General features: G+C 56.8%; 15 protein-coding genes. 11 read left to right on the top strand and 4 right to left on the bottom strand.

Going from position 1 to position 20,448, the window contains the following annotated elements:
• Nucleotides 1-18: 18 nt before the first annotated feature.
• From P272_RS0104380 to P272_RS0104365, 4 genes are read left to right on the top strand one after another with little or no spacing between them, the layout of a single operon-like run.
• Complete coding sequence (locus tag P272_RS0104380) at nucleotides 19-1,329, top strand: ABC transporter permease (protein WP_029678338.1); 1,311 nt, start codon at nucleotides 19-21, stop codon at nucleotides 1,327-1,329.
• Between the two features lie 16 nt (nucleotides 1,330-1,345).
• Nucleotides 1,346-2,512, top strand: a complete 1,167-nt coding sequence (locus P272_RS0104375; RefSeq protein WP_029678337.1) for an ABC transporter permease — start codon at nucleotides 1,346-1,348, stop codon at nucleotides 2,510-2,512.
• Between the two features lie 44 nt (nucleotides 2,513-2,556).
• A complete protein-coding gene (locus tag P272_RS0104370; protein WP_044097789.1) occupies nucleotides 2,557-3,384 on the top strand; it encodes an ABC transporter ATP-binding protein in 828 nt (275 codons plus the stop codon).
• Nucleotide 3,385: 1 nt separating this feature from the next.
• A complete protein-coding gene (locus tag P272_RS0104365; protein ID WP_029678335.1) occupies nucleotides 3,386-3,931 on the top strand; it encodes an FMN-binding protein in 546 nt (181 codons plus the stop codon).
• Nucleotides 3,932-4,023: 92 nt separating this feature from the next.
• Here the strand turns inward: P272_RS0104365 and P272_RS0104360 are convergent, their stop codons facing one another.
• Nucleotides 4,024-5,313: a class I SAM-dependent methyltransferase gene (locus P272_RS0104360; RefSeq protein WP_029678334.1), complete on the bottom strand. Its 1,290-nt coding sequence runs from the start codon at nucleotides 5,311-5,313 to the stop codon at nucleotides 4,024-4,026.
• Nucleotides 5,314-5,501: 188 nt separating this feature from the next.
• On the opposite strand from P272_RS0104360, the gene P272_RS0104355 reads away from it, so the two are divergent.
• Nucleotides 5,502-5,921 (top strand): DUF4186 domain-containing protein, encoded by a 420-nt coding sequence (locus P272_RS0104355; protein ID WP_029678333.1) that lies wholly within the window; start codon nucleotides 5,502-5,504, stop codon nucleotides 5,919-5,921.
• Nucleotides 5,922-6,033: 112 nt separating this feature from the next.
• On the opposite strand, the gene P272_RS0104350 is transcribed toward P272_RS0104355, so the two are convergent.
• Nucleotides 6,034-7,080: a LacI family DNA-binding transcriptional regulator gene (locus P272_RS0104350; RefSeq protein WP_044097754.1), complete on the bottom strand. Its 1,047-nt coding sequence runs from the start codon at nucleotides 7,078-7,080 to the stop codon at nucleotides 6,034-6,036.
• Between the two features lie 264 nt (nucleotides 7,081-7,344).
• Between P272_RS0104350 and P272_RS0104345 the strand changes: the two genes are divergently transcribed.
• The 4 genes from P272_RS0104345 (at nucleotide 7,345) to P272_RS0104330 (ending at nucleotide 13,241) form a co-directional block, all read left to right on the top strand.
• Complete coding sequence (locus tag P272_RS0104345) at nucleotides 7,345-8,748, top strand: extracellular solute-binding protein (RefSeq protein WP_029678331.1); 1,404 nt, start codon at nucleotides 7,345-7,347, stop codon at nucleotides 8,746-8,748.
• A gap of 29 nt (nucleotides 8,749-8,777) precedes the next feature.
• A complete protein-coding gene (locus P272_RS0104340) occupies nucleotides 8,778-9,701 on the top strand; it encodes a carbohydrate ABC transporter permease (RefSeq protein WP_044097753.1) in 924 nt (307 codons plus the stop codon).
• Complete coding sequence (locus P272_RS0104335; RefSeq protein ID WP_029678329.1) at nucleotides 9,698-10,519, top strand: carbohydrate ABC transporter permease; 822 nt, start codon at nucleotides 9,698-9,700, stop codon at nucleotides 10,517-10,519. The genes P272_RS0104340 and P272_RS0104335 overlap by 4 nt, the downstream gene beginning before the upstream one ends.
• 106 nt (nucleotides 10,520-10,625) lie before the next feature.
• Nucleotides 10,626-13,241, top strand: coding sequence for a glycoside hydrolase family 31 protein (locus P272_RS0104330; RefSeq protein ID WP_052323187.1), 2,616 nt, complete (start codon nucleotides 10,626-10,628; stop codon nucleotides 13,239-13,241).
• 91 nt (nucleotides 13,242-13,332) lie between these two features.
• On the opposite strand, the gene P272_RS0104325 is transcribed toward P272_RS0104330, so the two are convergent.
• Nucleotides 13,333-14,973, bottom strand: coding sequence for an MFS transporter (locus tag P272_RS0104325; RefSeq protein WP_044097752.1), 1,641 nt, complete (start codon nucleotides 14,971-14,973; stop codon nucleotides 13,333-13,335).
• Between the two features lie 263 nt (nucleotides 14,974-15,236).
• A complete protein-coding gene (locus P272_RS0104320; RefSeq protein WP_044097751.1) occupies nucleotides 15,237-16,043 on the bottom strand; it encodes an IclR family transcriptional regulator in 807 nt (268 codons plus the stop codon).
• 274 nt (nucleotides 16,044-16,317) lie between these two features.
• Between P272_RS0104320 and P272_RS0104315 the strand changes: the two genes are divergently transcribed.
• Both P272_RS0104315 and P272_RS0104310 read left to right on the top strand, forming a co-directional pair.
• The gene (locus P272_RS0104315) at nucleotides 16,318-17,586 is read left to right on the top strand and encodes an MFS transporter (protein WP_029678325.1); all 1,269 of its coding nucleotides are present in this window, start codon (nucleotides 16,318-16,320) and stop codon (nucleotides 17,584-17,586) included.
• 15 nt (nucleotides 17,587-17,601) lie between these two features.
• Nucleotides 17,602-20,448 carry an alpha-L-rhamnosidase gene (locus tag P272_RS0104310; RefSeq protein WP_052323186.1) on the top strand — a complete coding sequence of 949 codons (2,847 nt, stop codon included), beginning with the start codon at nucleotides 17,602-17,604 and terminating at the stop codon, nucleotides 20,446-20,448.

The raw sequence follows: 20,448 nt of genomic DNA, 5'->3' as shown, positions 1-20,448 counted from the left end.
AGGGAAGGAGCGGTTGGTATGTTCTTCATGCGAATGATGCTGCGGTCATTCAGCCGCCAGTTCGGGCGAAGAATGCTCATCGCTGTCACAGTCTGCCTGTCTGCCTGCGTGGCTACGGCCATGCTGGGGGTGGTCTTCGACGTGGGCGACAAGCTCAACGCGGAACTGTCCACCTACGGATCCAACATCACCGTCCAGGCCAAGGCGGATGCCGTGGTCTCCGACCTTTACGGCGACCAGGAGGGTGACCCTTCAGCCGACGGGTCAACGCCGACCGCCTTCCTCAAGGAGTCCCAGGTGCCCAAGATCAAGACCATCTTCTGGGCCTACAACATCACCGACTTTGCCCCCCGCCTGGATTTGCGTGGCACCGTGGATCAGGTCGGCGCCCCCCTGGTGGGCACCTGGTTCGGCCGGACCGTCAGGGTCGACAGTGGCGAGAGCAGCACCGCAGGTCTCAAAGGTCTTCGGCCCTGGTGGAAGGTTCAAGGTCGCTGGCCCAAGGACGAAGCTGGATCCGGCGGCAGGACCGAGGCCATGATGGGCAAAGAGCTGGCTGCACGACTGGGCGGCCGTCAGGTTGGCGACCAGGTCAAGGTGGGTCTGGATGGTAAACAGCAGACCGTCACCATTGTGGGCATCTTCGACTCCGGTGATTCTGATGCCTCCTCCCTCTACCTGCCCACCAGGGCGTTGCAGGAGATGTCCGGCCTGACCGATCAGATCGACCAGGTGGAAGTCAAGGCCCTGACCACGCCCGAGAACGACCTGGCCCGCAAGGCCGCGCGAAACCCCGCTGCCCTCTCCCAGGATGAGTGGGAAACCTGGTATTGCACGGCCTATCCGTCCTCCATCGCCTACCAGATCGAGGAGGCCATCCCCGGGTCCATGGCCAAGCAGGTCAGACAGGTGGCAGCCCTGCAGGGCGACGTTCTGCAGAAGACCCAGGCGGTCATGATCCTGATGACCGTGCTCAGCCTGCTGGCGGCGGCCATAGCTGTGGCCAACCTGATGGCGTCCTCCATAAGCGAGCGGTCCTCGGAGTTCGCTCTGCTCAAGGCCTTGGGCGCCACCGACGGGGCTGTGTCCCGATTGGTGCTGGCTGAGACGGCCCTGATCGCCCTGGCTGGGGCTCTGGTCGGTGCTCTGTTGGGCTCTGGAGTGGCTCAGATCGTAGGCAGGGTGGTCTTCGGCTCGGGCATCACCATGCGACCCATGGTCTTCGTGCTGGTCTTCGTGCTGCTGGCCATTACAGTGTTGCTGGCGTCCATCTCGTCCATCAGATCGATTCTGCGGCTTCGGCCGGCGGAGGTGCTTCATGGCCGCTGATCGCCATAAGAGCCATATGACCAATACCCGCATGTTCCTGACCATGCTCTTCGGGGCCGTCTTCCGTCGTCGGGGACGTGCACTGATGGCCGTGGTGGCATCCCTGGTGGGCGCAGCTACCCTCTTCTGCCTGGCAGCGGTCTGCATCGAGGCCCCTAGACAGATCAACCAGGAGATGCGTTCCTACGGGGCCAACCTGGTCGTCTCGCCCATCCAGGGAGGCAATAGGTCCGGGTCCGGCATCGAACAGGGCATGGTGGACCACACTACCCACATGGTGACCGCCAAGGCCCCGGCCCGGTACGCCACCTATCGATATGAAACGGTGCAGGTCAATGCCGGGGCCCGCGAGATGGCCGGCATCCACCCAGACCAGGTGCGTCAGCTCAACCGCCACTGGAGCGTGGAGGGATCCTGGCCGCAGTCGGGTTCAGTTATGGTGGGGCGGGATCTGGCAGATTCACTGGGGCTTACCACTGGCAAGCAGATAACCATCGGCTACCCGGCCAGCCAGGTCACCGGCACGGGCAAGGCCGGCGGTCAGGGGCGAGACTTTCGTGTGGGGGGCATCGTCGATACCGGTGGTCCCGAGGATCGGATCATCTACGCAGACCTGGCTGACCTGGAGCTTCTGACCGGAGCCAAGCGGGGCACCGATGTCATCGAATACTCGGTCAACACCATGACCTCGGAGCTGAAGACCATCGCTGCCAGCATCAACGACATGACCTCCATGGGTGTCAAGGCACGGCCGGTCACGAGGATCACAGCGGGTGACAGCCATACCATCGCCATGCTCCAGTCGCTCTTCTGGCTGGTTTCGGTGGTGGTGTTGGTCCTGACCTTCGTGGGCGTGGGGACCACCATGGCCTCCATCGTCTCCCAGCGGCGCAGCGAGATCGGCCTGCGCAAGGCCCTGGGTGCTTCCTCGCGGGGAATAGCCATGGAGTTTCTGGCGGAGTCGGCCTGCTATGGATTGGCTGGAGGCCTGATTGGTACGGCCCTGGGCTATGGCTTCGCCCGGCTGCTCTGTCTGTCCGTTTTCCAGCGACCGCTGGGCTTCAACTGGTGGCTGGCTCTGGGTACGGTCCTGCTGAGTGTGGCCATATCCATGATCGCATCCATCCGGCCGGTCCTCCGGGCTTCGCGTATCGACCCGGCCCTGGTTTTGAGGGAGGAATGACAATGACGCAGGCAAAGGCGAGCGAGTCCCAGTCCGGCGGCGACATGCTGCTGGATCTGGACCATGTTTCCAAGATCTATGGCGATCTGCATGCTCTGGACGACCTGAATCTGAGCGTCCCGCAGGGTCAGTGGCTGGCTGTGGTGGGGTCCTCCGGTTCGGGCAAGACCACGTTGATGAACATTCTGGGCTGCATGGACACCCCCAGCCGGGGTTCGGTCCGTCTGCAGGGGCGGCCGCTGGAGGATCTGAGCCAGTCCCAGCTGGCCGACGTGCGCAAGAACGTGATCGGCCTGGTCTTCCAGAAGTTCTACTTGGTCCCGCATCTGACCGCTCTGGAGAACGTCATGGTGGCCCAGTACTACCACTCGGTGGTGGATGAGGACCAGGCCATGAAGGCCTTGGATCGGGTGGGTCTGGCAGATCGGGCCCGCCACCTGCCCAGCCAGCTTTCGGGCGGTGAGCAGCAGCGGGTCTGTGTGGCCCGGGCACTGATCAACGAACCCAAGCTGATCCTGGCTGATGAACCAACTGGCAACCTGGACGAGGCCAATGAGCGGATTGTGCTGGACCTCTTCCGACAATTGCATGACCAGGGGACCTCCCTGATTGTGGTCACCCACGATGCCCTGGTGGCCTCATGCGCCCAGCGGGAGATCATGCTCAACCACGGGGTGCTGGCCGGCGAGCAGTGGAATGATGAGGAGGCCAAGCGGGCCTACCTGGCAGCCGGAGGCCGGCCGGCCTTCAGCGGGGCTTCTGGCGACACCGGGGACCAGGATATTCCTGTAGGCTTCCATGACCCCACTAAGATAGCCAAGACAGGTGGGTCTCTGCCGGGATCGGCCGGTGAATCAGAAGGAGGGCGCTGAGATGGCCAAAAGTAAGTCTCGTGGGCTGGCCACAGCTTCGGCAACCTTGGCCACTCTGGTGGCGGTCGGCTCCCTCCTGGGCGGTTGCGGAAGCCAACAGGCCAAGCCCATGGATGACGAGTTCGCCGGATCGGGCGCCGAATCCAGCTCTGCTCCAGAGTCGGGAGCCGGCTCTGCGGGCGAGGGTACGCCCACGGCTGTCTCCCGTGATGGGCTACCGACCGCTCCGGCTGACACTGGCAACTATCACGATGGCACTTACGCCCTGACAGGCAAGTACGGCCATGACGGGGCTGACAGCATCGATGTGGATCTGGACCTGTCGGGAGGTCAGGTGACCCGGGTCCAGGTCCAGGGGCATTCGGATTCGCCCATCTCGCGCGGTCACATGGAACGCTTCGCTCGGGCTGTGCCTGGAGTGGTCCAGGGGCGCCCGCTCAAGGATCTCAAGGTGGACAAGGTGGCTGGAGCCAGCTGGACTTCGGATGCCTTCAACAAAGCCCTGGACCTGGCACGGCTGGAGGCTTCGGCGGACAGGTCATCCTGAGTTCTGGGCGGATTGTACAAGTCGCGGGCTGCACGGGCGGTGGAAACAAAAAGGGGCGAGGATTCAACCTCGCCCCTTTTCAGGCCTTTATACTACCGGTCCCACCAGGGCCGCAGCGGATAGGTGTCCGTGCCGGTCTCGGGATCGGGCTTGATGCACTGGAACTGGTGTATCTGAATGTTGTCGAGCTCGAAGTTGAGCCGCGCGCCGGCCATGTACAGGCCCCAGAGCCGCGCCTTGGGCTCGCCCACCATGGGCTTGGCCTGATCCCAATGCTCCTGGAGGTTCTCGGTCCAGTGCTTGAGGGTCAGCGCATAGTGCTGACGCAGGTTCTCCTGGGTGATGACCTCGAAGCCGGTGTCCTGGATGGCCAGTTCGATCTCGGCCGGGCTGGCCAGCTCGCCGTCGGGGAAGATGTAGCGGTCGATGAATCCGCCGGCCCGCTTGTGGTCGTGGGAGTTGGTGCGGGTGATTTGGTGGTTGAGCAGGATGCCGCCCGGACGCAGCTTGTCCATCATCTCCTTGAAGTAGGAGGGGTACTGCTTGTAGCCCACGTGCTCCATCATGCCGATGGAACAGATTCCGTCGAATCCGGACTCGGGTACGTCGCGGTAGTCCATCAGCCTGACCTCGGCCAGATCCTGCAGGCCCTCCTGGCGAATCCAGTTCTGGGCCCACTCGACCTGCTCCTCAGCCAAGGTCACGCCGATGACGTGGATGCCGCGGCGGGCGGCCGCGATCTCCATGGAGCCCCAGCCGCAGCCCACGTCCAGCAGACGGTCACCCTTGTTCAGGTGCATCTTGTCCAGGACCATGTTGAGCTTATGCCACTGAGCATCCTCCAGGCTGCCGTCGGCCTTCTCGAAGACGGCGCAGGTGTAGGTCATGGAGGACCCTAGGAAGAGCCGGTAGAAGTCGTTGGACTGGTCGTAGTGGTAGCTGACTGTGGCCGCGTCGCCCCGGCGGGTGTGGGGGCGGATGCCCTCGGTCAGTCGTTTGGCCAGCGAAGGCCCCTCGATGGCCGGCGGCTCGGGCACGCGCACTCCGTGCGAGAAGACAGCTCCAGCCGCCCGGGCCAGCTCCATCTTGCTGGGGTGCTTGACGAAGTGCTTGAGGCCCATCAGTTCCTTGAGAACCTGGTAGGGGTTGCCTGGCAGCAGCTCGGGAGAATCCAGATCGCCCTGCAGATAGGCGCGGGCCAGGCCCAGGTCGTTAGGATTTTCCGTGATGTAGTACATGGCACGGGAATTCTTGACTTCCAGATGCAGTGGCGCTTGGTCCTGTCCGAAGACCGACCCGTCGAAGGCGGTCACCTGCACAGGCGCGTCAGGGGTGAGGAAGAGCCCGATCATCTCGGCTACAGTCATCTTGCTTTTGGCCATGAAGCCCCCTTGTGTGACCCGGACATGACCGAACATGGCGGGTCTGGTAGTTAGTGGATACAAGTACTGTCTTCACCCTACCCCTGACACTGGTCCCCATTGGTGTCATGTTCGGTGAATTATTCCGCATGGGAAACCTTGCCTGGGTACAGACTCTTTGGTAAGGCTGAGCATGGAGGCGAGTAGGTATGACCAGCAGTGGATCAGTGTCGGTCGGGGCGGATGAGACCTGGATCCAGGACACTCTTGCCAGATTGGGACATTCGCGCTTCCGGGCCAGCTTCTCCCTGTCGGCCAAGGATCGCGCCTATGCCCGCGCCAAGGGCAGGGATACCATCGACCGCCACGCCCATGAGATGCTGGCCAAGCGTGTGGGGCCTGCCCATCCGTTCAAGGACGGCAAGCAGACCCCCTACCGTGGGCATCCGGTCTTCACGGCCCAGCACGCCACGGCCACCTGCTGTCGGGGGTGCATCGAGCGCTGGCACCATATTCCCCGCGGGCAGGTTCTGACCGATGCAGAGGTTGATGCCCTGGCCAGGCTGGTCATGGCCTGGATCGAGCGGGATTTGGTGAACCACCCGGTATCTGCCCCAGCATTGCTTTAAACTGATTTTGGTTGCATGATCCGGTCTGATGAATGTATGGTGACCTGCCTACGAGCCTCATGCCTTTGGTGTTTTGATGAAATATGTTCGTTGCACTTACGACGCTGTGAAATCATGAATTGCAGGCCCACTTGCCCAAGGGGTGGGTATCTTCAATCGGTGCGGTCGTGTTGCGAATCATGATCTGGGTATCCAAGGTTATGTATGGATTTTTCGGTGGGGTTTTCTTTAGAAATTCCAATGCAAGCGAACCAGCCTTGGCACCTAGGTCGAAAGGATCCTGGTGAATTGTTGTCAGCCCGATTTTATCTGCGTAGGTGCTGTCGTCGAAGCCAATCAGGGAAAGGTTGCCTGGGACAGTGAGCCTAAAACGGTTGAGCTTGAAAAGAAGCGGGATAGCGACTGAATCATCCTGGCAGCAGAGAGCAGTTGGACGGTTTTCCATGCTTTGGATCTGAGAGATAAAGGAGCTGAACACGTCTTGTCCAGGTTGCAGCTTTATCAATTCGGTTTTCACTGGTTCCGGCCACTGCTCGCAGGCCGCGAGGAATCCTTGCAAACGGTTCAAAGAGCTGAAATGCAGGGGTGACTTGGGCGAGATGTGCATATATGCGATGTTCCTATGCCCCAGCGTAAGTAGATGATTGACCGCCAGCTGGATGCCCTTTGCATCATCGATCTTCACAGAGGCGTCCAGATCATGGCTCGATTCGACGTTGATGCCGATAATCGGTACATTGATACTGCTTAGACGGTTGGTTTCCTTGGAAGTGATGTCGAAGGAGGAGACGAAAACCAGATCGACGTTTCTCCTGATAGGCAGTTCGGCAAAGAAGCGCTCCTGCTCTTCCGAGTCGCCGATGGGATAGATGGAGGTGTCGTAACCAGCCGGGTGAAGGATAGAGTCCAGTCCTTCGCGCACCAAGGAGCCAAACCAATCCAGGCGTTCATTCCCAACCAGCAGTGCCGCGCGGAATGTCCGGCCTGTTTTAAGGCTGGCTGCCGTGTGCGTAACGGTAAAATTCATGGCCTCAGCGGCCTTCATTACCTTCGCCCGTGTTTTCGCAGACACCTTTTCCGGACTGGTGAAAGATCTCGATACTGTCGAAATCGACACCCCTGCTTCGCGAGCAACGTCGTAAACGCTGGCTTTGGACACTTGCCACCTCAATGCGGAGAAATGCAACCAACTCTCAACTCTGTAAGTATAACAATCGCCCACTTTATCCTCGCTGGCAGATGGATTAGACCGACACGCCGTGTATTGGCTGCAATGAGCAGTAATTAATAGAGGAAAATAGCCAAATAATGCTAAGGGTCGCATTAATTGATATCGCATTCTGCCTTGTTGAGCATAGAGCCTATTTCTTTGATATACAATAGGTTTCGCAAGTGAGTATCTTACAAGGAGGTAGGAAAAGCAATGCGAATAAGACGCGTATTGGCTACATTTGTTGCGACCGTTAGCATAATAGCTTTATCAGCATGTGGTGCCGATGGAGGCCAAGGGGAGGGCCAGACGGACACTAAAGCCGACAAGGGATTGAAAACTCTTGGAGTGAATGTCAAGTACGACCCGAATCATCTTGTGAATAAAGGCAAGCCTATTCAGCTCGAGTACTGGTCTTGGGTCGACAAGGAACAGGACCCTATCAGTGCTATGACCCGTGATTATCAAAAGATTCACCCCAATGTCACCTTTAAAATTGTGAATGTTGCTTGGGCCGATTACTGGACGAAGGTTCCACTAGCCTTGAAAGGCAAGAATGGACCTGCTCTATTTGCTGTCCATAATTCACAAGATGCTCTCTTGAAGCCCTATATGGCCCCGATTGACATACCAGCAGACCAGCTTGAAGCCGATTACATCGGGGTCCCCGCCCACCTTGAGAATGGCAAGGCTTATTACATCGATACGGTCATCAATACGGGGAACATCTATTACAACAAGAAGCTTTGGAAAGAAGCCAATTTAACGGATTCCGACATTCCGAAGACTTGGGATCAGTTGGTTACAGTCGCCCAGAAGCTCACCAAATGGGATGGTTCCAAGATGGTGCAATCTGGTTTTAACCTCAATGGGGACGAAGCAAGCGCGGGCTATCCCGGTCTTTGGCAAGGGCTCAATTATCAAAAAGGCGAGCTCATGTTTGATTCCTCAGGGACGAAACCCAACTATAAAAATGAAACGACCAAAGAGAACATGCAGTTCATCAAGGACCTGTATGACAAATATAAAGTGGCTTCAACAGCGTTCGGTGTAGATATGGGGCAGAGTTTCGGTAACGGACAGACGGCCATGGTCTACCAGTGGGGAGGCTTTGCCGGCACACTGAAGCTGAAGTATCCGGACATCGATTACGGTGTCTTCGCAACCCCGACCTTCTCTGAGCAGACGCCTTTTGCCTACGATCGTTACAACGGAGAATCAACCCCTGGCGTCAACAAGAACCAGTCCAAAGAACAGCAAGAGGCGGCACAGGACTTCCTCAAATACATCCTCGCCAATGACAAGTTCATCAAGGATGATGCAAAGGCCTTCAATTCGTTCCCGGCTAAGAAATCCCTGCAGAATGATCCAGAGATTCTTTCCATGCCGATCATGGCTGCTATCAAGCCGAGGATCGACCGTTTGATTTGGCCCGGACCCACGCCTTCAACTATGGAATCGAGCGCCAAGAAGTCTTTCCAGGACGTTTTCCAGAACCATAAATCGATTGATAGCGCCCTGGACTCGACCCAGGCTTTGATGGAGAAAGACATCAAAGGCACCGGATTCAAATCACTTGAGCCTGCCTATGCCTTCTATAAGGAGGCAAGGCGATAGACCATGGATGGACGTCGGAAGGCACAGCTATGAAGGCAGTGACGAAAACAGGCCACACAGGCAGCAAGACCATCCAGACTGGTAAGGGCCTCGGTCGTGTGTTCACGATGAGGAACGTATCTCTTGCAGCCCTGGTCGTATATTTCAGCGTATTCATGATCTACCCGATATTCAAGGCATTCGCGGGTAGCATGCATGAGTGGAATCCACTGATAGGGACCTATAAATGGGTCGGTTTTGATAATTTCCGTCTGGTGCTTTCCGACGGTCTGTTTTGGAAGTCCATAGGGAACACGGCCGTCTTTTGCCTGGTATCGGTCGTGTTTCGTATCGTTCTCGGTTTGGGCTTGGCGCTCTTGCTCAGTTCGAAGTTGGTCAAGGCCAAGGATACGCTACGGGGTCTCTTCTATATGCCGACCATCACTCCCATGGTGGCGGTGGCCTTTGTATGGGTTTGGATGTTTGACCCGCAGTTCGGCATGATCGACCGGGTTCTTGGGCTGGATATCAACTGGCTCAAGGATCCTAACTGGGCCTTGCCGGCTGTGATCATCATGACAATATGGAAGGATTTCGGGTACGCAGTCGTGCTCTATCTGGGAGCACTGATGAGTTTGCCGAGAAGTGTTTACGAAGCCGCTGCTATCGACGGAGCCAATGCCTGGCAGACTTTCTGGAAGATCACGCTTCCGCTGCTTAAGCCGATGACTCTCTTTATCGTCATCACTTCCCTGATCAGTTATCTTCAGGCTTATGTGCAGATCATGATCATGACTGGCGGTGGACCTGGAACGCAGACATACACAATCAGCTATCTCATCTTTGATGAGGCCTTCCAGAAATACAAGTTCGGCACGGCTTCGGCTATGAGTGTTCTTCTCTTCCTCATGACAGGAATACTCACGATTCTGATGTTCAAGGCCTCGGGTGATATGAATATGGAGGAATCATGAGAGCAAGGAAAATGTGGTCCTGGATCCTGACTGGGATGCTTTTCATCCTTGCTATGATCACAATCATTCCCTTTGTCTGGATGTTCATTTCGTCATTTGCGCCTAACAGCGAGATCGTGAAAGTGTCAGGCGGTATCTTCCCCAAACCTACAACTCTGAGCAATTACCGGGGCATACAGGAGAAGTTCGATTTTCTCCGTCTCTTTCTGAATTCTTTGTTCGTATCATCGTTCAAAACCGTCGTGATCATATACACAAGCGCAGCCTTGGGATATGTGTTTTCGAAGATGAGGTTCAGAGGGCGCAATTTGATATTCGGTATTGTGCTTAGCACCATGATGGTACCGTGGGCAGTCACCATCATTCCTCAATACGAGATGATGACCAAGTTTGGTTGGCTGGATACCTACAAGGCTCTGCTGGCACCAGGCCTCGTCAACGCTTTCGGCGTCTTTCTTTTCCGCCAGTCGATTGGAGGAATACCGGATGAGATCGTGGAAGCGGCCAAATTGGATGGTGCCGGGGATGCAGTAATCTTCCACCGCATTATTCTGCCCATGAGCAGGAACTCCATATCCGCCTTGGCGATATTTACCTTCCTGTGGAATTGGGAGGATTACCTCTGGCCATTCCTGATGATTACCGATGAGAAGAAACAGCTGCTCTCCGTGGGTTTGAAGATGTTCAGTGGGCGATACGGGACCGATTACGGTGGCTTGTTCGCTGCAACCTCTATCGCTATTATCCCGGTGCTGGTGGTGTATGTGGTTTTCCAGAAGCAATTCATAGCTGGTGTAGCCAGCGGGAGCGGCAAGTAAGCAATGGTCAAGATGATCTCCGAAATGGGACAGTTTTCTGGTTCTTTCCATGGAGGCTTTCTTGATGCGGGTCTGGATATGACAAAACAGAGAAAGGAATTATTCTATGCGGGGGAAAGATGACTCATATCGAGGCTTCTCTGCCTTTAATAACAGGCTTAGGCCAACCATGAATGCAAGGTGGACCATCTGTGGGGATCGTTGGAGGATAGGGATCCTGAGCGATTCCCTGATCAGGCTGGAGTGGTCTGCGAACGGGGTCTTTGAAGACCAGGCCACTCAAGCCGTAATCAACAGAGACTTCACCGATCCGGACCAAATTCATGCACGTGTAATAAAAGGAGATGAACAGCTTGTCATTGATACGCCAGCACTAAGGCTGGAATACGATTACAACCCCTTTGCCAAGGAGGGGCTCAGTGCCATGGTGAAAGGGGTTTCCAATCAGTTCAATACCTGGCATTTCGGTGATGATTCTCTGCATAATCTGCATGGGACAGCGAGAACTCTTGACGAGGCTGATGGATCAATCGCGTTAGGAGATGGTGTCATTTCCCGTGATGGGTGGGCCATTCTGGATGATTCATCTTCGAACCTCATTGTTCGCACTGACCAGGTTGGGGAGGAAAAAGACCCGTATGGTCATTGGATCATCCCCAGGGGAAACAAGGAGATAGATATCTATCTGTTTGCCTATGGGCATCGTTATCGAGAGGCTCTGGCGGATTTTTACCGGTTAACCGGACCTGTCCCGCTTCTTCCCCGGTGGGCTCTTGGAAACTGGTGGAGCCGTTTCCACCCCTATACTTCAGCGGAGTATCTAGGTCTTATGGATCGTTTTCGAGCATCTCGGTTACCATTCACCGTCGCAGTTATGGACATGGATTGGCATTTGACGGATTCGGTTGATCCCAAGTACGGATCCGGATGGACTGGGTATACCTGGAACCGACAGCTGATTCCGGACCCTGAGGGTTTCCTCCGTTCTCTTCATAAGCGGGATTTGCGTGTTTCTCTCAATGTTCATCCCAGAGATGGGATTAGAGCATTTGAGAAGCCATATGCTGATATGGCACGGACATTGGGGGTGGATGCAGACAAGGGAGATCCAATTATGTTTGATCTCACGAATATCCGCTTCCTCAGGGCTTACCTGAAAATGCATCATCAGCTGGAGTCCCAGGGAGTTGATTTTTGGTGGCTGGACTGGCAGCAGGGGGGTGTGACTCGGGTGCCGGGGCTGGACCCCTTGTGGATGCTTAATCACTTCCACTACTTGGACAGTGCACGTTCCGGTCATTGGCCTCTGATTCTTTCCAGGTATGCCGGCCCCGGGTCACATCGGTACCCGATAGGATTTTCTGGTGACACCATTGTCACTTGGAATTCGATGAAGTTCCAGCCTTACTTCACTGCGACTGCCAGCAACATCGGTTTTGGCTGGTGGAGTCATGATATTGGCGGTCACATGAAAGGGTATCGTGATGACGAGTTGGAGGCCAGATGGTATCAGTTGGGTACCTTTAGCCCCATCAACCGTCTGCACTCATCAGCTTCGCCTTTCGAGGGGAAGGAGCCCTGGGAATATCCTCAGCCCTACCGAGGCGCTATGGAGAATGCCTTGCGCTTACGACAGGCGCTAATACCCTATCTCTATACAATGAACTGGCGGGCAGCATATGAAGGGCTCCCCTTGGTCCAGCCTCTTTACTGGGAAGATCCAGAATGTGAGGATGCTTATGCGTTCCCTGGCGAATATTGGTTTGGCAGCCAGATCTTGGTTGCTCCGATCTTGCAGCCTGCCGACGCCATTACCAGGATGGGGGAGAGCCTAACCTGGCTGCCTTCTGGGGACTGGTTTGATTGCATGGACGGCCGTCATTACCAAGCCGGAGATCCGCAAGGTCGCAGGTTGAGCCTGTGGCGGACAATCGACAGGTTACCAGTCTTGGCAAAAGCCGGAGGAATTATTCCTCTGGGGCCTGCTTATGAAGCCCCGGTCGGAGAGAGCGCTTCCTCTACTGACGGCTATCCTGTCGAGTGTTGCAATCTTATGGCGGAAACCAGGAATGGACTATCAGCAGATTGTCATCCTCTTTCTGGCAACCCCGAACAGATGATCCTGATGGTTTTCCCTGGTGCAGATGGTTGCTTCACCTTGATCGAGGATGCTGGACGCTTTCCTGTTTCTCCTAATCTTGACGAAGCTGAGCGGGAGGCAGGCGCTGTAAGGACTGGCATCCGCCTTGATTGGTCTTCCGGTGGCGTAGTCACAATAGATGCTGTTAATGGATGCGTTGAAGCCCTACCATCCCAAAGGCATTGGAAAGTAGCTTTGCGCGGTTGGGCACCTACGGATTGCAAGGTGCGGATTGATGGGAGCGAAAGGAAAGTCGCAACAAATTATGACGAATCCACACTGACCATCTGGCTTGACCTGGGTAAGGTACCAGTGGGCTCCAAGGTTGAAATACTACCTGACCGGGCTGAACTGGCCGGCAACCCGGTGATGAATGACTCAGGCGAAGTCTTAAAGAGAGCTCAAATCTCTTTTGAAGTTAAAGATCGGCTGGCGGATATGGTGTCCAGGCAAGGAGTGGATGCGCTTGCGGGTTTGGATACCTTGCAAGCTGGATTCCAGGGCGGCGAACAGGGGACGCCTTCATCAGCAGTGCCACGGTCGGTTCAATCAGCTTTGACTGAGATACTGTTGCGTTCTTGAGCTTATTGAGGCTAATAGATTGTCGGCTCCAGGGTTGTCTCCGGAGCCGACAATCTATTTTGTATCTGGATAGAGAGGCTTTCGCGTCCTTCTATCTGGTTCCTTTAGTCGATTTGTTGCCGCCCAGTTTTTTCATAATTTCGGTAGCCAGCTTTTTCGGTGTCTTGCGCACACCGCTCTCTTCGGCATCCTTGATGATGGTCTTCACGTCCAGGTCGGGGTTGCGGTCCTGGGTGGCCACCAGGTCGCGTGCCTCCTGCCGGTTGAGCACGGTGGGCAGGGTGCCGGGCATGGGGCGCCGGGCGGTCTCCGCAAGGAAGAGCACGGTAATAAGACCGCAGGTCGAGGTGAACATGATCCAGTAGGCGGGTGCCAGGGATTTACCGGTCGCCGTTACCAATCCTTCCATAATGACGGGCGCGGTCCCGCCGAAGACTGCTACGGCCAGGTTGTACGACAGTCCCATACCGCCGTAACGGGAGGCAGTGGGGAAGAGGGCCGGCAGGGTGGATGCCAGGTTGGCCACGAAGAAGATGACCGGGATGGCCAGCAGAACCAGTCCGCCGAAGACTGCGCCCGTGGTTTCGCGCTCCAGCAGTCGGAAGGCCGGCAGGGACAGGCACAGCCCGGTGAGCGCTCCCATGAACAAGACCTTCTTGCGGCCGAAGCGGTCGGAAAGGGCTCCGGTGATGGGGATACAGCAGGCCACCATAAGCAGGACCGGCAGGGAGAGCAGGTTGGCCTGGGCCGTGTTGTAGTGCAGGGTGCCCGACAGGTATGTGGGCATGTAGGCGGTCAGTGTGTAGCTCAGGGTGTTGGCTGCAGCCACCAGAATGAAGGCCATGAGCAGTTCCCGCCAGTAGCCGCGGATCAGGTCCAGCAGGCTCTTGTGCTGGCTCTTGGTCTTCTCATCACTGGCGTCCTGGGCCTGACGGAAGGCGGGGGTGTCCTGGACCTTGGCCCGGAAGTAGACCGCGATGGCTGCCAGCGGCAGGGCGATGATGAAGGGGATGCGCCAGCCCCAGGCCAGCATGGCCTCCGGGGAGATGGAGAACTCAAGCAGGGAGACCAAGGCTGCTCCGAAGGCGTAGCCCAGGTAGGATCCCACATCCAGCAGGGAGGCGAAGAAGCCGCGATGCCGGTCTGGTGAGTATTCGGTGACCATGGTCGAGGCACCTGCGTACTCGCCGCCTGTGGAGAAGCCTTGGATCAGCTTGAGCAGGATGAGCAGAATGGGTGCCAGGGGACCGACGGCCGCATAGCTGGGCAGAAGGCCGATCAGCAGGGTGGCTGCAGACATGCTCAGCAGGGTGAAGGCCAGAATGCGCTGGCGGCCGATCTTGTCGCCCAGCTGGCCCAGGACCACTCCGCCCAGTGGCCGGGCGACGAAGGTGACAGCGAAGACACCCAAGGAGAAGAGTCGTTGCACGGCATCGGAAGCGTCGGACAGGAAGACGCGGCCGATGGTCACCGCCAGGTAGCCGTAGACCCCCACGTCGTACCATTCCATGAAATTGCCGACCACGGTGCCGGCGATGGCCCGCTTGAGGGTGGACCTGTCCACCACGTTGATGTCGGTCAGATGCAGGCGCTCGCTCCAGCCCCTATGCGGTCTGGGATTCTGCTTGCGGGCCTTGCGTTTTGCGGCGGCCTGCTGCTTCTTCAGTTGTTTCTGGGTTTGTTTCTCGCTGAGACCGTCATGCTTGGTCGAATTTGTTTCGTCTTCTACCATTATTCCTTCTCCGGCCATGGGGCCGTTGTACTACTCCGAGGTCTATCTTCTGCCGCAGCGGTCTCCTCTCGCGCACTTTACAAAAACGTCATAAATGTACACTTTACCACAAGGCCATTTTTCTCTCAGTTCACCCTTTGCGGTGAATCCGAGAACGGTTGTGAGGTATAGCACCGAACGATAAGGAGAAACGATGAGATGCTGACTTATCGACTTTTATACCTTGGGTCGGAGTGATGATATCTGGCGGTTGCCTGGATCGGTCATTCTCCATCCCAGGGTGGGAGGATGCGCGAGGGCTTTGGCCCGCTGATCCGATTGGTGATGGCCCTGGCCCCGGCCTTGATAAGAGGTACATACTGCTCCAGACGTTGCTCGTCGGAGCCCACTACGATGCTTATGGCCGCTATGACAGCTCCGGTATGGCCGAAGATGGGGGCGGCCACTGAGTGGACCGACGCCTTGGGCGTTCTCAGAAGAGCCACTTGATGCTGACGTATTTTCTCCAGGTCGCGGCGGACCGTTTTGGATGAAGGCCGTGGTGTCTGCCATGTGGGCCAAGTGAATTGTTCCTCATCCAGGATCTCGTCGATTGTACCAGGATCGGCATAGGCCAGGAGGACCCTGCCCACGGCGGTGGGGACCACGGGCAGGCGGTCACCGATATGATAGTAGACCGGAATCCGATGTCTTCCCTCTCGCCTGTCCAGGACCACCATCTCCTGGCCGTCCAGGGCCCCCAGCTGGATGTGCTCCTCGGTCATTCTTGACAGCTTGTCTAGAACCGGAGAGGCTGCCTCGCGTATGTAGAGCATAGGCTGGGCGTATTGGGCGATCTCCATTAGCAAGGGGCCGATGGAATAGGAGCCTGACCGGTCCCTGCTCAGAGCCTGATGAGAGGTGAGCTCCTTTAATAATCTGCTGGTAGTGCTGGCAGGCAGTCCAGTCCGATGCATGATCTGGGTCAGCGTCAGCGAGGGCTGGTCGGAGGTGAAACAACTCAATATGGCGAAGGCACGGTCAAGCACGCCACTGCGTGTAGCTCTGCTGGAATCGTGAGTTGCTGCCATAGCTCTAATCTGCTCCCATATTCTTTACAGGCAACCATAAGTAGGCCAATTGGGTCAAACTATGCCTTTTCCACTGGGTGGGAATCGACTTCATGCTCCCTTGACAGGACGAATAAAAACGGATGTGTACCCGGGTTGGATCTGATCTAGGGAGCTGGCGGCCAGGAAGCAACGATGCGGAGTAGCAGCGGTGACTGGATCTGGATGCATATTCCGGAGGGCATGCACCCGGGGAAGAAGTAAATGAATTGTACGGTCCAAAGGAGGACTTGACATGAGTGAATCAGCCAGTCGGCCGGATCATGATCCGGGGTATCTGCCTTCTGAGTATCCCAACCCGCGTAAGACTATTGCTCTGGTCCTGATTGCCGCAGTTGGTCTCTACATCATGTGCATGAGTCTGGGCACGGCGCTCTCTCTACGAGTAGCTTCAGTCATGCCGGACCAGAAAGATACGGTCTACAGCCGTATCACTTCGGTAGGTTCCCTGCTCATGCTCTTCTTTATTCCCTTGGTCGGAGGTCTCTCAGACAGGACGACAAGCAGATTCGGTCGCCGCCGTCCTTGGATTGTAGGTTGCCTCCTGGTCTGCCTCGCGGCAGCTGCAGTCGTAGGCCTGTCCACCAATGTCTGGATCATGGGGGTTGCCTACGTGATTGCTGTTGTTTTCATGCAGGCCGGGTTCAATGCTTACTCGGTCATTGCCGTGGAGGGAGTGCCTGAGAATAGGCGAGGAACAGTCATGGGGCTGATGGGACTCTTTGGGGCCCTTTCCTTTTCGGCAGGCACCTACCTCACGGGTGCCTTGGTGGGCAATGGTCTTCTGCTTATGACAGTGCCCATATTGCTGGGCCTGCTCACCTCAATCCCCCTGCTCCTCCTATATCGTGACCCGGTCAAGGACCGCAGCCAGGTACCCTCGCTCAGCCTGAAAAAACTCTTTGGTGGTTTCTTCGTCAACCCCCGCAAGCATCCCAACTTCGGATGGACCTGGTTGGCGCGTTTCCTTGTCGGTCTGGCCATGGCTTCAATGCAGACCTACTTCGTCTACTACCTGATCTCCGGTCTGCATATCCCCCTCAACCAAGTGGGGAGCAAGGCCGGCCTGCTTACGCTGTGCTCGGCCCCGATATCGGTTATTTTCTTCTCATGTTCCGGATTTCTGACCGATCGCCTTGGTCGGAAGAAGCCCTTTGTCATTCTGGCTGCCATCATAATGGCTGGTGCCCTCTGCTTGGGCGGGACATCCCATAACTTCACCCAGTTCCTGATTGCTTGGGAGTTCTTCAGCGTAGGGCAGGCCATGTATCTGACTGTGGATCTGGCCCTTTGCGCTGCCGTCCTGCCTGAGAGCAAGGATGCCGGCAAGGATATGGGCGTCTTCGGGCTGGCTTTGAACGGGGCCAATGTTCTGGTGCCAGCAGTCGCCCCTATCGTCATCAACAGCGCCGGTGGGAACAATTACCCGCTGCTTTGGTTCATTGGTGCAGTGCTCAGTCTCTGCAGCGTAGTCATAATGCCTCTTATCAGGGGAGTCAAGTAGGAAGGGGAAGAGTGCATGACCATGACAGCAGTGACAGTTGGCAAGGTTGGTTTCGGGCAGCACCCTGTGGCTGATCGGGTCATAGGATATGAGGATCAGAGACCCTCTCTTTCGTGGAGGATTCTTTCGGCTCCTCGCGGCTGGGAGCAGCATCGAGCCCAGGTTGAGATCGCCCAGGGCGGGCAGCCACCTCGGATTCACGACTTTGAAGGAGCGGATCAGATTTGCCTGCCTTGGCCGGGTACCCCTTTGAAGTCGCGTCAGTGCGCCCGTGCCCGGGTTCGGGTTGCAGGAGAAGACGGTATTTGGTCCCCTTGGTCCGACCCGACTCTGGTGGAGACCGGACTGCTCAGAAATGAGGACTGGTCGGGTTCACCGATTGAGCCTGATCCGGGTGTTGGGCGGGAAGATCCAGCACCTATCATGGTGCGGTCTTTTACCGTGGGCCAGGGGTGTGATCTGGGTCGTCTGGATTTGACAGCGGGAGGGATTTTCATACCCTACCTGGATGGATGCCGTATTGGTTCCGATGAGTTGACGCCCGGTTGGACTGATTACAGAAAACGGATGAATGCTCTGACCTACGATTTGACACAGGTGCTTACTCCGGGCCGACACGAGCTGGCAGTCATCTTGGGCAACGGGTGGTATCGCGGTCAACTCACCTGGACCTGCCGAACCGAAGTCTATGGGAAGAATCTTTGGCTCCTGGCCAATCTATTCTGGCGGGACCAGGATGGGGAGCACAGGCTTGCTACTGACCAGGATTGGACATGGAGGTCTTCGCCTATTCTGGCGAATGACCTCTATGACGGGCAAACCCGGGATATGCGCATTCCACTGCTCAATCAGGGGGGACAGGCCTACCCGGTTCGGGCCTTGCCGATGCCGACAGCACGGATCAGACCACAGGAGGCGCCGCCCGCGCGGATTCTGGATCGCTTACCTGGCCTGGAGATCATCACAACCCCGTCCGGAGGGAAAATTGTGGATTTCGGCCAGAACGTGTCTGGCTGGGTCCGCATGCACATCAGGCACGGGCAGCCTGGGCAGGAAGTGGTCCTCCGTCATGCCGAAGTTCTCGAAAAAGGCGAATTAGGCACTCGTCCTCTTCGCAATGCGAAGGCCACTGATCGCTTCATCCTCTCCGGAGGCGAGGAAGATCTGGAGCCCCTCTTCACTCAGCATGGTTTTCGTTATGTTGAGGTGGAGGGTGTGGAGGATTTCCAAGCTCGGGATCTGGAAGCCTGCCTGGTCTCAGCCGAGATGAAGCCTCTGGCAACTTTCAAGTCATCACGAGCCGAGCTGGATCGGCTTTTCCAGAACGCCCGCTGGTCCACTATGGACAACTTCATTGCGCTTCCGACTGATTGCCCCCAGCGTGATGAGCGTCTGGGCTGGACTGGCGATATCGCTATGTTCGCTCCGACGGCGCTCGCACTCTTCCAGGCAGGAGGATTTCTGTCATCCTGGTTGGAGGATATGGCTGACAGCCAGGCTCCCGATGGGGGTATCCCTGTAGTAGTGCCAGACGTTTTGGATGGACCCAAACTGACTTGTGGCTGGGGGGATGCGGCTGTACTTGTCCCTTGGGCGATCTATCGGGCTACAGGGAACAAGGCGGTATTGTTTCGCTTCCTGCCTATGATGGACCGGTTCGTAGACGGTGTTGAAGTCCATTGTGGGGCCTCCCGTCTCTGGCGTGGGGGCTTCCAGTTTGGTGACTGGTTGGATCCGGATGCGCCGCCGGACAATCCCGGGGGTTCCAAAGCCGACCCGGATGTAGTGGCCACTGCCTACTTTGCGCATTCGGCCCGTCTGGTGGCTCGGGCGCACCAGGCCCTGGGAGAAGAGGACCGAGCTGATCACTACAGTCGGTTGGCCGACGAGGTGGCTCGTGCCTTCTGCGAAGAATACGTGACTGCCAACGGTGCAATTATCTCTGACTGCGCCTCGGTCTACGCCATGGCCCTGGTTTGGGACCTCCTGGAGACTCCAGATCAGCGTCAGGGTGCAGGTGATCGTCTGGCTGACATCGTTCGGGTGAGCGGTTTCCGTATCTCCACCGGCTTCCTCGGCACGCCCCTGGTATGTCCGGCCCTGGTTAAGAGTGGGCATCCACATCTGGCTGTGCGTCTCCTTCTGCAGGACCGATGCCCCAGCTGGCTCTATCCGGTCGCTATGGGAGCCACCACCATTTGGGAGCGGTGGGATTCCATGCTGCCTGACGGTTCAATCAACCCTGGGGGGATGACTTCGTTCAACCATTACGCTCTGGGTGCCATCGTCGACTGGATGTTGGAGGGCCTGGCCGGTCTGCAGATGCAAGAACCGGGTTGGAGGAGGGTCTGCGTATCTCCAGTCGTCGACCTCGCTATCGATCATGTCGATATCAGTCAGGAGACACCCTACGGGCTTATTCGATTGAATTGGGCGATTCGGGGCCGAACATTCCATCTGGAGCTGGAGGTTCCTGTTGGCATCCAGGCCTGTGTAGCCCTGCCTGGAGTGAGGAAGCAAACTTACCGGCATGGTCGGTATGCCTGGGACATTCCATTGGACCAGGTCTGCGAGCCATCGGGTCCGATACGAACCATCCGCGACTTGATTGATTCGACCGCATCCATGGACCAGTTGACCAAAGCTCTGACGGTATCCGGATCGCCGGTTTATACAGGTGATCAGGCGGATGTGGCCTTTACCAAAGCTGCTAAACCTTGGCTGGATGCGGACCTTGACTGGTTGCCCGACGTCGCCTCCCAGCAGGGGTACGTTCCAGGAGCAGACGAGATAAACCAAGTCTGCAGGGACTTTCTGGCTGATTTGGAAAAACAAGATTTGCACACAAACAAAAAGGAGTAA

Origin of the sequence: Bifidobacterium sp. 7101, from assembly GCF_000499285.1 — a bacterium.
GTDB lineage: Bacteria > Actinomycetota > Actinomycetes > Actinomycetales > Bifidobacteriaceae > Bombiscardovia > Bombiscardovia apis_A.
This window is presented reverse-complemented; position numbering and strand designations above follow the sequence as displayed.

Excerpts from the sequence above, each read along its gene's own strand:
- P272_RS0104380 (WP_029678338.1), top strand. The coding sequence starts at position 19 with ATGTTCTTCATGCGAATGATGCTGCGGTCATTCAGCCGCCAGTTCGGG.
- P272_RS0104375 (WP_029678337.1), top strand. The coding sequence starts at position 1,346 with ATGACCAATACCCGCATGTTCCTGACCATGCTCTTCGGGGCCGTCTTC.
- P272_RS0104370 (WP_044097789.1), top strand. The coding sequence starts at position 2,557 with ATGCTGCTGGATCTGGACCATGTTTCCAAGATCTATGGCGATCTGCAT.
- P272_RS0104365 (WP_029678335.1), top strand. The coding sequence starts at position 3,386 with ATGGCCAAAAGTAAGTCTCGTGGGCTGGCCACAGCTTCGGCAACCTTG.
- P272_RS0104360 (WP_029678334.1), bottom strand. The coding sequence starts at position 5,313 with ATGGCCAAAAGCAAGATGACTGTAGCCGAGATGATCGGGCTCTTCCTC.
- P272_RS0104355 (WP_029678333.1), top strand. The coding sequence starts at position 5,502 with ATGACCAGCAGTGGATCAGTGTCGGTCGGGGCGGATGAGACCTGGATC.
- P272_RS0104345 (WP_029678331.1), top strand. The coding sequence starts at position 7,345 with ATGCGAATAAGACGCGTATTGGCTACATTTGTTGCGACCGTTAGCATA.
- P272_RS0104340 (WP_044097753.1), top strand. The coding sequence starts at position 8,778 with ATGAAGGCAGTGACGAAAACAGGCCACACAGGCAGCAAGACCATCCAG.
- P272_RS0104335 (WP_029678329.1), top strand. The coding sequence starts at position 9,698 with ATGAGAGCAAGGAAAATGTGGTCCTGGATCCTGACTGGGATGCTTTTC.
- P272_RS0104330 (WP_052323187.1), top strand. The coding sequence starts at position 10,626 with ATGCGGGGGAAAGATGACTCATATCGAGGCTTCTCTGCCTTTAATAAC.
- P272_RS0104325 (WP_044097752.1), bottom strand. The coding sequence starts at position 14,973 with ATGGTAGAAGACGAAACAAATTCGACCAAGCATGACGGTCTCAGCGAG.
- P272_RS0104320 (WP_044097751.1), bottom strand. The coding sequence starts at position 16,043 with ATGGCAGCAACTCACGATTCCAGCAGAGCTACACGCAGTGGCGTGCTT.
- P272_RS0104315 (WP_029678325.1), top strand. The coding sequence starts at position 16,318 with ATGAGTGAATCAGCCAGTCGGCCGGATCATGATCCGGGGTATCTGCCT.
- P272_RS0104310 (WP_052323186.1), top strand. The coding sequence starts at position 17,602 with ATGACCATGACAGCAGTGACAGTTGGCAAGGTTGGTTTCGGGCAGCAC.